At 68.7% G+C, this 13,188-nt stretch carries 12 protein-coding genes; 1 reads left to right on the top strand and 11 read right to left on the bottom strand.

Features of this window, described 5'->3' with window-relative positions; all coding sequences use genetic code 11:
* Window positions 1-106 precede the first annotated feature (106 nt).
* From KD1_RS12630 to KD1_RS12590, 9 genes are all read right to left on the bottom strand, one after another.
* The gene (locus KD1_RS12630; protein ID WP_083542449.1) at window positions 107-1,654 is read right to left on the bottom strand and encodes an RCC1 domain-containing protein; all 1,548 of its coding nucleotides are present in this window, start codon (window positions 1,652-1,654) and stop codon (window positions 107-109) included.
* A gap of 93 nt (window positions 1,655-1,747) precedes the next feature.
* A complete protein-coding gene (locus tag KD1_RS12625) occupies window positions 1,748-2,764 on the bottom strand; it encodes a DUF2889 domain-containing protein (protein ID WP_068402436.1) in 1,017 nt (338 codons plus the stop codon).
* 26 nt (window positions 2,765-2,790) lie between these two features.
* Complete coding sequence (locus KD1_RS12620; protein ID WP_068402434.1) at window positions 2,791-4,626, bottom strand: ABC-F family ATP-binding cassette domain-containing protein; 1,836 nt, start codon at window positions 4,624-4,626, stop codon at window positions 2,791-2,793.
* 55 nt (window positions 4,627-4,681) lie between these two features.
* Entirely contained in the window at window positions 4,682-5,602 is a 921-nt protein-coding gene (locus KD1_RS12615; RefSeq protein ID WP_068402432.1) for a 4-(cytidine 5'-diphospho)-2-C-methyl-D-erythritol kinase, read from the bottom strand.
* 9 nt (window positions 5,603-5,611) lie between these two features.
* Entirely contained in the window at window positions 5,612-6,514 is a 903-nt protein-coding gene (rsmA, locus tag KD1_RS12610; protein WP_083542448.1) for a 16S rRNA (adenine(1518)-N(6)/adenine(1519)-N(6))-dimethyltransferase RsmA, read from the bottom strand.
* Between the two features lie 83 nt (window positions 6,515-6,597).
* A complete protein-coding gene (locus tag KD1_RS17530; RefSeq protein WP_281177619.1) occupies window positions 6,598-7,806 on the bottom strand; it encodes a resuscitation-promoting factor in 1,209 nt (402 codons plus the stop codon).
* A gap of 274 nt (window positions 7,807-8,080) precedes the next feature.
* On the bottom strand, window positions 8,081-8,932 hold the full coding sequence (locus tag KD1_RS12600; protein ID WP_068402427.1) for a TatD family hydrolase: 852 nt from the start codon (window positions 8,930-8,932) through the stop codon (window positions 8,081-8,083).
* 3 nt (window positions 8,933-8,935) lie between these two features.
* Window positions 8,936-10,747 (bottom strand): methionine--tRNA ligase, encoded by a 1,812-nt coding sequence (gene metG / locus KD1_RS12595; RefSeq protein WP_068402425.1) that lies wholly within the window; start codon window positions 10,745-10,747, stop codon window positions 8,936-8,938.
* Between the two features lie 10 nt (window positions 10,748-10,757).
* A complete protein-coding gene (locus KD1_RS12590) occupies window positions 10,758-11,456 on the bottom strand; it encodes a MerR family transcriptional regulator (RefSeq protein ID WP_068402423.1) in 699 nt (232 codons plus the stop codon).
* Between the two features lie 138 nt (window positions 11,457-11,594).
* On the opposite strand from KD1_RS12590, the gene KD1_RS12585 reads away from it, so the two are divergent.
* Window positions 11,595-12,101 (top strand): DUF2306 domain-containing protein, encoded by a 507-nt coding sequence (locus tag KD1_RS12585; RefSeq protein WP_068402421.1) that lies wholly within the window; start codon window positions 11,595-11,597, stop codon window positions 12,099-12,101.
* 44 nt (window positions 12,102-12,145) lie between these two features.
* Here KD1_RS12585 and KD1_RS12580 read toward each other — a convergent pair whose 3' ends face one another.
* The gene (locus KD1_RS12580) at window positions 12,146-12,739 is read right to left on the bottom strand and encodes a PIN domain-containing protein (RefSeq protein WP_068402419.1); all 594 of its coding nucleotides are present in this window, start codon (window positions 12,737-12,739) and stop codon (window positions 12,146-12,148) included.
* Entirely contained in the window at window positions 12,736-13,119 is a 384-nt protein-coding gene (locus KD1_RS12575) for a helix-turn-helix domain-containing protein (protein WP_068402417.1), read from the bottom strand. The genes KD1_RS12580 and KD1_RS12575 overlap by 4 nt, the downstream gene beginning before the upstream one ends.
* Window positions 13,120-13,188: the final 69 nt, after the last annotated feature.

The raw sequence follows: 13,188 nt of genomic DNA, 5'->3' as shown, positions 1-13,188 counted from the left end.
CGCTCACCGTCCGCCTTCACCAGAGGCGACCATGACCACGCCCCGCACCACGGGAGAAGTCTGTCTCGACGCGGGGCGGGTCAGTGGTCGCACGGACGGCGCAGAGCTATCGGCGGACCGTGACCGAGGCGCTGGTTGTGCTCACCGTCACGTAGCCGCGCTTCGAGCCGGTGACCCGAACGGTGATCCGCTTGCCCGCATCGACGGAGCGCAGTGTGTAGGTGCTCTTCGTCGCACCCGAGATGGCCTTGCCACTGCGCAACCAGCGGTATTCCTTGGTCACGCCCGGGTTCCACGTCCCGGCGCGCGCCGAGATGGTCCGACCCACCTTTGCCGTCCCCGCGATCTTCGGTGTCGGGGTCTTCGTCAGCAAGGCCGCACGGATGCGGATCTGCGTGGGTGCGAGTCGGTCGTTGTTCCTCGTGCCATCGCCAACCTGACCGAAGCGGTTGTCGCCCCAGGCGTACGCCCGACCGTTGCTGGCCACGGCTCCGACGGTGTCGTAGTTGCCGGCCACGGAGAGCACGCGGGCGCCGCTCGGGATGGCACCAGGTGCCACGGCGACCGGCGTGTTGCGCTGCGCCGTCGAACCGTCGCCGACCTGTCCCTGCTCGTTCAGACCCCACGCGTAGGCCTTGCCGTCGGAACCAGCGGCGACCGCAGTGTTGTTGAGCGCGGCCAGACGAACCAACCGCACCCCGGTCGGGACCGAGCCGGCCGACGCCGCCGTGGGAGCCAGCGACTCGCCGATCCCGGTGCCGTTGCCGAACTCACCGAACCCCTGCCGGCCCCAGGCGTACGCCACACCGTCGGAGCCGAGCATCGCCCCGCGCCACGATCCGGCCGCCACGGCAGCCGGGTTCACGCCCACCGGGATGGCCCCCCGCTGAACCCGAACCGGGGTCAGCCGGTTGTTGCCCTTGGTCCCATCACCGACCTGGCCGTAGCCGTTCCAGCCCCACGCGTAGACGGCGTTGTCGCGGGTGCTGACGACGATGTTGCCGTTCATGGCGACCTCAACGTCGGTGACCCGCACACCGCTGGGCAACTTCACGGCCACCGGAGCCTTGCGGTCCGTCTGCGTCCCATCGCCGAGCTGGCCGAACAGGTTCTCGCCCCAGGCATACAGCCGTCCGTTGCTGCCCAGAGCGGCCGATACATTTCCACCGGCGGCGATCTGCGTGATCGTCACCCGGCTCGGGATGGCACCGCGCGCGATCGGGCGCGCCGAGGTGACGAAGGTAGCGGCCTTGGAGCCCTGTCCCAGTTGCCCGTTGAGATTCCGCCCCCACGAGTAGATCCACCCGTTCGCGCCGAGCGCCAAGGAGTGTTCGCCACCGGCTGCCACCTGGGCCATCTTCACGCGCAGCGGCATCCGCCCGTTGGCCGCCGGCACCGGCACCGCTCGCGCGTTGAGGGTGCCATCACCCACCTGGCCGTTGCCGTTGTCACCCCAGCCGAACACGGCTCCGTTGCGGTCGACGGCCAACCCATGGTTCATGCCGATGGCGACCTGTCGGATGGTCACCTCCCGCTTCGACGAAGCACCGGCCACCGGCGACGCGGCCACCGGAGTCCCCCCAACGGCCATCGCTCCGGCCACCGCCACAGCGATGGCACCGACCGAGGCCACCATGCGCGCGAACCTTGCCATCGTCCCACTCCTCACGAACCGGAAACCGTGCACGAAACACGGAAATCATTCCAGCGGTGCGAGACGCCGTCCACTCGAACGGAGAGGTTCAGATCACCGGATCGCGGCGGGGCTGTCGAGGTGCTCGAGCAGCGCGGGTGCGTCGGTCAGCGCGCGCATGGAGTCGTTGAGGTGGGTACACCCGAGCGTGCCGCGCAGCTCGCGGAAGACGTTGCGACGCAGCGCGGGCAGGGGCATCCCGATCAACCGATCGAGGTTGCCGACGGCCTGGGGACATTCCCAGTAGGGCAGCGTGCCCGGGATGGCCTGAGCCGACCGCAACTCCGCGGTGACCGGGTCGGCCTGCGCGATGACGCGGTACTCATGGATGACGGCAATCTCTCGCCCGGGGATGTGGCGGGTGTCGCGGAACCACGAGTCGACGTGCAGCGCCTGGTCGTCGCGCCACACGTCGATCCGGCGGGCCCGTCGGGTGAAGGGGGCGTCCCACTCCGGCAGCTCGTGCCACGCATGCGGATCGTCGTGGTGCGCGCCGTGGTCGGAAGGCGCGTCGTCGGGATCGGCCCGACGCACGGTCGGCGCGCTCAGCGGAACGGCGCGATCGACGGACAACTGCAGGTCGTGCGCCGACGTCCCCTCCGCGAACCCGAGGCAGGTGTTCGTCGCCACCTTGGCGTGCCCGAACCTGGCCTCCAGGTCATCCGGTTCGAGCAGGGCCACGAACACCGCCGAGGTCACGACGTTGGCTCCGGAGAGGTCGTCGAGCGCCTGGTAGAGCGGCGAGCCGGCGGCCACGTCCTCGGGGATCGCCTCGGCCATCGTCGACCGCCACCCGGAGCGCAGCCCCACCAACCGCTGCAGCGCCGGCCGCGGCGGGGTCGAGTCGAGCGAGCGCACCTCGCGGGTCATCGGATCCAGTTCGACGTGGAACTCGGCCGAACCCAGCTCGGTCACGGCCCCGTCCGCACCGGAGCCCAGATCCCGCGCCCGCCCGAAACCACGCAGCTCGCTGCCGATCTCACCGGGCCACCGCAGGTCCACCGTCGACGTCCGGCGGACGCTGTTCGGTCGACGGGGGATGGTGTTCATCGCGTGGAGACGGTCAAGCATGGTCAAAATCTACACCCATTCGATAATCAGCCGGCGATGTCAGCGGCCTCGAGCCACTCGAGTTCGAGCACCTCACGCTCGTCGACGATGGCCCGCAGGTCGTTGTTGAGTTCCAGCGCCTTGGCGTGGTCGGCGGCGGCGTCCGCCATGGCTGCGTGGAGCCGCTCCTCCTTCTCGGCGAGTCGTTGGAGCTGCTTCTCGATCTTGGCCATCGTCTTTCGCGCCTCACGCACGTCGGCTGCACTGGGTGCCGGAGCGCCGTTCGCGGCCTCGCTCGACCCCGCTGACGTCGCGCTGGGCGCGGGTCCGACCGAGGTGGCCCGACTCGGCTGGGCCTGGGCCGCGGCGCGGAGCTCCAGGTACTGCTCCACTCCCCCGGGCAACTCCCGCACGCGCCCGTCGCCGAGCAATGCCACCTGCCGATCGGCGATCCGCTCGAGCAGGTACCGGTCGTGGCTGACGACGAGCAACGTGCCCGCCCAGCCGTCGAGCAGGTCCTCCAGCTGCGTCAGCGTCTCGATGTCGAGGTCGTTCGTCGGCTCGTCGAGGAAGAGGACGTTCGGTTCGTCGAGCAGGATGCGCAGGATCTGCAGCCGACGGCGCTCCCCACCGGAGAGATCCCCGACCCGGCTCTGCTGCCGCCCGCCGGAGAACCCGAGGCGCTTGGCGAGTTGGCTGGCCGAGACGTCCTTGCCGTCCAGGACGGTCGTCGTCCGCACGTCCTCGATCGCCTCGATGACGCGCCAGTCGCGCATCTGGTCGAGTTCGCGCACCTCCTGGGTGAGGTACCCGACCTTGACGGTCACACCCTCCTTCCGCTTGCCCGACGTGAGCGGCTGCGTGCCCGCCAACGCCCGCAGCAGCGTCGACTTGCCCGCGCCGTTGACCCCGACGATGCCGACGCGGTCGCCGGGGGCCAGCTGCCAGGTGATCCCGTCGAGCAGTGTGCGGCCTCCGACCTCGACGGTGGCGTTGAGCAGGTCGATGACGTCCTTGCCCAGCCGTGTCGTCGCGAACTTCATGAGCTCGACCCCGTCGCGCGGAGCCGGTTCGTCGGCGATGAGCGCGTTGGCCGCGTCGATGCGGAACTTCGGCTTGCTCGTCCGCGCCGGAGCCCCCCGACGCAACCAGGCGAGCTCCTTGCGCAACAGATTGTTGCGACGCTCCGCGGTAACCTGCGCGATGCGTTCGCGTTCCGCCTTGGCGAGCACGTACGCGGCATACCCGCCCTCGTACATCTCGACGCGACCGTCGACGACCTCCCACGTCAGGGTGGAGACGGCGTCGAGGAACCACCGGTCGTGGGTGATCGTGACGACGGCGTTGTCGGGACTGGCGCGGTGCTTGACGAGGTGGTCGGCCAGCCAGGCGACGCCCTCGACGTCGAGGTGGTTGGTCGGTTCGTCGAGCAGGAGCACCGTGGGGTTGTCCACGAGCACCTTGGCCAGGGCGAGGCGGCGCCGTTCACCCCCGGACTTCGGACCGATGGTCGAGTCCCAGCCACCCATCGCGGCCGCGTCGAGTCCGCCCAGCAGTCCGTCGATGACATCGCGGATCCGCGGGTCCCCGGCCCACACGTGCTCCGGCACGTCCCCGAGCACGGAGTCTCGAACGGTCGCCTCGGGATCGAGGGTGTCGGCCTGGGTGAGCATGCCGACCGTCGTCCCGCCGGCGCGCGTGATCCGACCGGCGTCGGGCTCGGTGACCGCCCCGAGCACCTTCATCAGCGTGGACTTGCCGCCTCCGTTGCGGCCGACGACGCCGATCCGAGCGCCGGTGTTGACGCCGAGTGAGACCTCGTCCAGAACGTGGTTGGTGCCGTACACCAGGGTCGCGCGCTCGACGGAGATCAGATTGGCCATGACGTCCGATCGTAGTCGCCGTCGCGGTGGGGTCGGTTCGGCGTCCGCGCCCGGATCAGCGCAGGTGCGCGCCCAGCACGGGGCCGTGCGCGCGGTGCACCCGGTCGCCGATCTCCGAGGCCGACAACGCGACGGCAAGGTCAATGCTCGCCTCGGCACTGGCCGTGAGGAACGCGCATGTCGGGCCGGATCCGGAGACAAATCCAGCCAGCGCGCCGTACTCCATTCCCGCGTCGAGGGTCTCGCGCAGGGCGGGATTGAGGGCCAACGCCGCCGGCTGCAGATCATTGCTGACCACGGCCGCGAGCGCGTCGACGTCGCCGGTGCGCAGCGCGGCCATCAGCTCCGGCGTCGGACGCGGATCGGCGATGTCGAGCCCGCCGTGCCGGCGGTCGAACTCGCGGTACACGGCCGGCGTCGAGAGGCCCTCTCCGGCGGCGGCGACGAACACCCAGTGGTACGTCCCGCGGGCGAGCACCGGGGCGAGGAGTTCGCCGCGCCCCGATCCGATGGCGGTGCCGCCGTGCAGCAGGAAGGGGATGTCGCTGCCCAACTCGGCGGCGATCTCCTCAAGGTCGGCCTTCGGGCTGTTCAGCCCCCACAGGGCGTCGCACGCCAGAAGGGTCGCGGCGGCGTCGGCCGAGCCGCCGGCCATGCCACCGGCCACCGGAATGTCCTTGCGGATCGTCACGGTCAGGGCCTGCGTGATCGCGTGCCGATCAGCCAGCACCTTGGCGGCCCGCACGGCGAGGTTCGACCCGTCCGTGGGCACGCCCTCGGTGTACTGGCCGCGGAGCGTCACCGACCACGTCTCGGCCGGCTCGACCGTCACCTCGTCATAGAGGCTGACCGCCTGGTAGATCGTCGAGAGCGTGTGGAACCCGTCCGGGCGCACACCGCCGACGAGGAGTTCGAGGTTGACCTTGGCCGGGCAGCGCACCGTGACTGCCGGAGAGGTGATCTGGGCCGAGGACATGGCCCAACCCTAACCATGGGCGGCGTGGAACGCTCCGGCGATGGCGGCGAACTCGTCGATGGTCAGTTGCTCACCGCGAGCCTTGGGGTCGACCCCTGCGCCGACGAGGGCTGCCTCGGCGGCGTCGGCCGACCCGGCCCAACCCTTCAGGGCCGCGCGGAGGGTCTTGCGCCGCTGGAGGAACGCGGCGTCGATGCAGGCGAAGACCTGGGCCCGGGTGGCCGACGTCTGCGGAGGATCGCGGCGCACGATCGACACCAGACCGGAGTCGACGTTGGGCACGGGCCAGAAGATGCTGCGCGAGACGTGACCGGCCAGCTGGGCGTGGCCGTACCACGCGGCCTTGAGCGACGGGACTCCGTAGGCCTTCGACCCCGGCGTCGCCGCGAGCCGCTCGGCCACCTCGAGCTGGACCATCACGAGCACCCGCTGCAGGCTCTCGAAGCGCTTGAGGAAGGTCAGGACGACCGGCACGGAGATGTTGTACGGCAGGTTCGCGACGAGCGCAGTCGGGGGCGGGCCGGGCAGGTCGGTGACCTGGAGTGCGTCGGCGTGGACGATGTCCAACCGGCCGGCGCGGTCGGGCTGCAGCGCCGTGACGGTCTCAGGCAGCGCGGCGGCCAGGGTCGGGTCGACCTCGACGGCGGTGACATGCCCGGCGACCTCGAGCAGCCCGAGCGTCAGCGAACCCAGCCCGGGGCCGACCTCGACGACCGCGTCGTCCTCGGACACCTCGGCGATCCGCACGATGCGGCGCACCGTGTTCGCGTCGACGACGAAGTTCTGGCCCCACTGCTTGGTCGGGCGGATGCCCAGCCGGGTCGCCAGTTCTCGGATCTGCCCGGCGCCGAGCAGGCCGGTGGAGGGGGCGTCTGTCACCCAGTCGAGGCTACCGGGCCGCGGAAAACACATCGAGTGGTCGATCCGTGCGACGTAACCAGTCGTTACGTCACACGGATCGACCACTCGATGGTGGAGACGCGTGGTGTCAGGCGTCAGGCCGCGTGGGCGCAGCCCCACGGCTGCAGACCGCGCGAGGCGTAGACGCGGTTGGCGACGGTGATCTGCTGTGCGCGCGAGGCGAGGTCGGCGCGCGGGGCGAACTGGCCGCCGCCGGCACCGAGCCAGGTCTGGATGTCGAACTGCAGACCGCCGTAGTAGCCGTTGCCGGTGTTGATCGACCAGTTGCCGGTCGACTCACACTGGGCGATACGGTCCCACATGGCCGCGTTGGCCAGGTTCAGGCCGCCACCGGAGCTCGAACCGCTGCTCGACGGAGCGGGGTTCGTCGCCTTGGGCGCGGTGGCCTGGGCCTTGGGGGCCGGGGCCTGCGCCTTGGGCGCCGGGGCGGGCTTCGGCTTGGGCGCCGGGCGGGCCTTGGTGCCGTTGGCGACGACCTGGGTGACCGGCTGCTTGGTGATCTTGGTGCCGATGACCGTCGAGCCGACGACCTTGCCGTCGTGCAGGGTCAGGCGAACGGTCGTGGCCTTGGTGCCGGCGCGACCGGCGCGGGTCACCTTGGAGGTACCGGTGTAGAGGTTGCCGGTGTTCTCCTGGCGGGTGGAGAAGGGCACCGCGGAGGCGGTGGTCTGCGTCCGCGTGGTAACACGGACGATGTTCACGCCCATGCCGGCACGGACCTTCGCGTTCAGGCCGGGCTTGACGATGTCGTTGCCGTCGACCTTCACCTTGGCGTCACGCAGGGCCGCCTTGACCGTGCCCTCGGTGGTGTGGACGACGCGCTTGTGGTCGCCCGCGGTGATGGTGACCTTCTTGGGGGTGGTCATCGTCAGGCTCAGGCCGTTGCGGCCCAGCGACTGGGAACGGCTGGCGGAGAGCTCCGCGCCGCTGCTGCGGATGCCGAGATCGGTGAGGGCCTCGCCGAGCGAAGCGGCGGTGGTCCAGTAGGTCTTCTGCGTGCCGTCCTGGGTGATGGACAGCTTGCGCGCGGTCTTCACGACGATGGTGTCACCGTCGGCGACCTGCGTGTCGAGGGAGGGCACGACGACGTCGTGCTGCCCGACCTCGACGCCCTGCTTGGTCAGGATGTCAGCGACCGTGCCGCCAAAGGCGTGAGCGGTGCTGGACTGGCCGTCGACCTGGACGGACACGGCCTTGTCGGCGAGCGCCACCCCGGTGACCCCGAGGATGAGGGCGCCAGCCACGCCGGCTTGGGCGATGCGGCGTGCGGGGAGAGAGATCACGATGCTCCGATGTTTGAACTACCCGGGCATCGGAGAGCGGACAGGCCGGTGCGAAAACGCACTCGAAGAACTGGGGCGGACCCTCAGGGCTCCGTCCGGACCACGAAAATCTGGGGGGCGATCCGGAGGCGCTGCCCGGGGTCCGACCCCGGCCAACACATCCACTGAAACAAAAACCCCACCCAAAGGTCAAATTCTGATAACGAGAAAGCGAACGGCAGGTGCCGGATCTGGCGTGTCGCTGGTCACTCTGGCAAAGTTGACGGTCGCGCTGTCACCAGGGCCCGTAGACCCGCTCGGAATTCTCCGACAACGCCGAACACAGCGTCGGCACAGCGACATTGAGCACGGTGGCCATGGCCCGCACGGTGTGCGGAATGAGGTACGACGCGTTCGTTGACCCGCGCCACGGCATCGGTGTGAGATACGGCGCATCGGTCTCGACGAGCACCCGGTCCAACGGCACGATCGCCAGCGCATCACGGAGGGCACCGGCCGACTTGAACGTCACGGTGCCGGCGAAGCTGAGGAAGTACCCCGCCTCGACGCACGCGCGCGCCATGTTGATGTCACCCGAGAAGCAGTGCAGCACCGTCTTCTCCGGCGCCCCCTCCTCCGCCAGGATCCGCAGCACGTCGTCATGGGCCTCCCGATCGTGGATCTGCAGGGCCTTGCCGGTCCGCTTGGCCAGATCGATGTGCCACCGCAACGACTCCTGCTGCACCTCGACACCCTCAGGGCCGGTGCGGAAGTAGTCGAGGCCGGTCTCGCCGATGACGCGGATGCGCGGGTGGGCGCTCAGGCGCTCGATCGTCGCCCAGGCCTGCTCCAAACCACCCTCGTCACGCAACCTCGGCACTTCGTTCGGGTGCAACGCCACTCCGCCCAGCAGTGCCGGGTAGGCATCGAGGTTGTCGACGGTCCACTGCGCCGCCTCGAGGTCGCACCCGATCTGGATGATCCGGTCAACCCCGACGGACGCGGCCTTCGTCACGGCGTCGGCGATCGCCATGGCCGGAGCGTCGCCACGCGCGATGTCGAGGTGGGCATGGTTGTCCACCACCGGGATCGGCAGGGCATCGGGCAGCGCCGGGGTGTCACCGTGACCGGCCTCGTGGGGTGCCATCGATCAGGCCTGGGCGGGCGAGTCGCCGGCCAGACGCGCCAACTCCTCCTCGACGACCGATTCGTCCAACTTGACGAACACCGGCGTCGGCTTGGCGATCGCGGCTCCGATCTCGACCGGCACGCGGCGCCACGGCGGGGTGCTCGTGTAATCGCCGGTGATGACCGGGTAGGCCTTGCCGGAGTCGAGATCGGTGACGTCACGGAGCTCCGGCAAGGGGGTGAATTGGCCCCGGCCGCCGATGACGGCGTGCACCCGGTTGGCCGCGTGCGGGAGGAACGGCGCGAGGATCGTGTTGAGGTCGCTGACGCACTGCACCAGCGTGTGGAGCACCGTGGCGAGCCGCTCGCGCTGGTCGTCACCCTTGAGCTTGAACGGCTCGGTGTCGGTGACGTACTTGTTGACCTCACTGACCACGCGCATCGCCTCGGCCAGGGCCGCCTTCTGGCGGTGGTGGGTCAGCAGGTCACCGACCGTGTCGAACCCGGTCTCGACGGCCTTGAGCACGGCCTCGTCGATCTCCGCGAGCCCGGCCGGCGCCGGGATCTCCCCGAAGTTCTTCGCGATCATCGCCGCCGTACGGTTGACGAGGTTGCCCCAGCCGGCGACGAGTTCGGAGTTGTTGCGCTGCACGAACTCCGCCCAGGTGAAGTTCGCGTCCTGGTTCTCCGGGCCGGCCGCGCAGATGAAGTAGCGCAGCGGGTCGGGTCCGTAGCGGTCGAGCACGTCGCGCACGTGGATGACGTACCCGCGCGAGGTGGAGAACTGCTTGCCCTCCATCGTCAGGTACTCGCTGGAGACGACCTCGGTGGGCAGGTTGAGCGTGCCGTACTGGCCGGGCTCGCCGCCCTTGTTCCCCTTTCCGGCGTAACCGAGCATCTCGGCCGGCCAGATCTGGGAGTGGAACGTGATGTTGTCCTTGCCCATGAAGTAGTACGTCAGCGCCTCGGGGTCGTTCCACCAGTCACGCCAGCGCTCGGGCTCACCGATGCGCCGGGCCCACTCGATCGACGCCGAGAGGTACCCGATGACCGCGTCGAACCACACGTAGAGCCGCTTGGTCGGGTACTGCTCGCCGAGCTCGCCGGGCAGCGGGATGCCCCAGTCGATGTCGCGCGTCATCGCGCGCGGGCGGATGTCATCGAGGATGTTGAGCGAGAACTTGATGACGTTCGGGCGCCACGTGCCCGACGCCTCGCGGCCCTCCAGCCAAGTGCGCAGCGCGTCGGCGAGGGCCGGCAGGTCGAGGAACCAGTGTTGGGTCTCGGTGAACGTCGGCGGCTGGCCCGAGGTCTTGGAGCGCGGATCGATCAGGTCGATCGGATCGAGCTGGTTGCCGCAATTGTCACACTGGTCGCCGCGCGCCTCCGTGTAGCCACAGATCGGGCAGGTGCCCTCGATGTATCGGTCGGGCAGCGTGCGCCCGGTGGCCGGGTCGAGCGCGACCTGCTGCGGCTGCGGCACGAGGTAGCCGTTGGCGAGGTTCTGGGTGAACAGTTCCTGCACGACGGTGGTGTGGTTCGCCGTCGTGGTGCGGGTATACAGGTCGTACGCGCACCCGAGGTCGGTCAGTTCGCGCGCGATGATCGCATGGTTGGTGTCGACGAACTCCTCGGGAGTGACGCCGTTGGCGTCGGCCATGACGAGGATGGGCGTGCCGTGCTCATCGGACCCGGACACCATGAGCACGTTGTGCCCCGCCATGCGCATGAACCGACTGAACACGTCGGAGGGAACACCGAAACCGGCCACGTGCCCGAGGTGACGGGGACCGTTGGCGTACGGCCACGCGACCGCGGAGAGGACATTGCTCATGCGCCTCATCCTAGGACGCGCGAGCATGGGCGCCCTGCGCGACCGCCAGCAGACGAAGCAGCAGTTGCGCGTACCCGTGGACCCCGAGGGCGACGTACCTCGCGATCTGGTCGCGCGAGACCTCCGGCGCGAGCTCGGGCCGGGTGGAGCGCAGATCGGTGGCCGCGACGAGATCGGCGGCGCGGGCGTAGCGCATCAGGGTGTCGCGGGTGGGGGCCAGCCCCCAGGTGCGCAGGCGGGCGAGTTGCTCGTCGAGGGCGGCCATCGACCGATCGGTTCCGGGCATCCACGCCATGGCCGCCACGACTGCATCGGCGGTGAGTGACGGAGCGTCGTCACGCACCAGAGCGTCGTTGCCAACCGGAGCGTCGTTGCCAACCGGAGCGTCGTCAACCACCGCAGCATCGTCGCGCCCCGTCGGCGCGGGTGCACCCGCGTCGAGCACGGTCGACTGGACCACGCCCATGAGATCCACCCGTGAGATCGAGTCGTCGTCGATCGCCGCCGTCACCGCGGCCACCCGATCCAACGGCAGTTCCACGGCCTGCCGCAGTGCCGTGATGAGCGCCAACCGGTCGACATGTCGTTCGTCGTATGCCGCGGTGGTGGCGTTGAGCTTCTCCCCCACTGGCAGGAGACCCTCGCGCAGGTAGAACTTGATCGACGTGACCGGGACCCCGGTGGTCTGCGCCAGTTCCTTGAGCTTCACAGTGGCCTTCCCGCTCGTGGGCCTTGCGGCGTCATTGGATGGCGGATCGACATTGGATAGCGGATCGACATTGGATAGCGGATCGACGTTCGACTATCCACGATGACACCATTGGATACTCCAACTATCCTAAACCTCATGGAAGCGCTCGACCATCTCCAGCAGAACCCCGTCCTGGTGCTGCACATCGTGGCAGCGCTCTTCGCCCTCGGACTCGGACCGATCAACCTCATCCGCCGCCGACGCGACCGCACCCACCGTCTGATCGGCCGCACGTGGGTCGGCGCCATGGTGGTCACGGCGGTGTCGAGCTTCGGTGTGGCACAGCCGTATCTGTCGTTCTCGTGGCTCAAGGCCCTGTCGGTCTGGACGCTGATCTCGATGGCCCTGGGCGTCACGGCGATCCGTCGCGGGAATCGCCGCGCGCACGTCGCCAACATGGCCGGCAGTTACAGCGGCCTGGCCATCGCGTTCCTCTTCGCCGCCCTCGTGCCGCAACGCACGCTGACGCAGGTGACGACCTACGCCCCGCTGGTCACCATCGTCACCGTCGCGCTGGTCCTCCTCGCGGTCGCCTCGACGTGGTGGGTGTGTCGCCCGCTCCCGGTCATGCCGAAGGCGTTGAATACCGCGCGTTCCGCATGACCGGCGTCGCGCGTTGGGCTTCCATCGCGCACCAAGGTTCGCCGTCAGCGTGGTCCAAGCAGCCCCTCCATCAGCTTGGCGGTACGTGCCGCATTTGCGCGGAGCAGCGCTGCAACGGTTGATTCGTCGGTTGCGGCCGGATGCTGGGACACAGCCATCGCATGAACCTTCAGCATCACCCCTGGGGCTTCGGAGATCAGCCTGCTCAGGAGTTCATCCGCAGTCACGTGCTCAATCCCTATCGCCGCCATCACCTCCGGAGGAAAGCCCGTGCGGTCATCGCTGCAGAGAAAGGTGGCCTCAGCCGCCAACGCTGCCGCGATGACGTGGCGGTCGTCATCGTCCGTCAGCCTGAACGGCGCTGCCGCGACCATCGCCTCCTCGCTAACCTCCACCAAGGAATACGGAAACGCTCCATTCATCGCAGCGACCAACCGCCGACCAGCACCAGCGTCGAAGGATGCCACATTCTCAACAAGATGCTCGACGACCTCGTCGAGGATTTCCGTGCTCCACATCACTCGGATGAGTTGCTGCGTCATGGCGTAGAGGAAGTAGTCGCGTAGAACACGCGAATACAGGATGTTCGCATCCGCCAGAACGACGCTATAAATGGCACGGGTCGAGGGACCGCTCACTCGAGTAGGCCTGCTTCGTTCTGCACCCGAGACACTTCGGCCATACCAGCCTCCATCTGTAGGCGCTCTGCCTCAAGGAAGGCTTTGATTGAGTCCATCTTGATCCGGTGATGGGTGCCAACCTTGCGGAAGGCAAGGTGACCCTGCTCCATCAGCTTGCGAACCTGAGGTCGCGACATACCCATGAGTGCGGCGGCTTCGGACGGAGTGACTTCCGTGTTGCCCCGTGCGAACAGGATCTCCTGTCCTTGAGCCCTCGCGTCGACCAAGCGGGTGAGCCACTCGGCAGTTTCGCGCGAGATACTGACCTCGATGCGGTCTCCACCGCCGTCCAGAGCGCGGTGCAAGGATTTGGCGTCCACGTTCAGCACATCCGACATGACTCCTCCATCTGAAACAACTGAAGCAAGTGTAGCAAGCGAACCAGACACTTGACCCGGGCTAGGCTC

The organism is Kribbia dieselivorans NBRC 106261, from assembly GCF_001552435.1.
Lineage (GTDB): Bacteria > Actinomycetota > Actinomycetes > Actinomycetales > Dermatophilaceae > Kribbia > Kribbia dieselivorans.
This window is presented reverse-complemented; position numbering and strand designations above follow the sequence as displayed.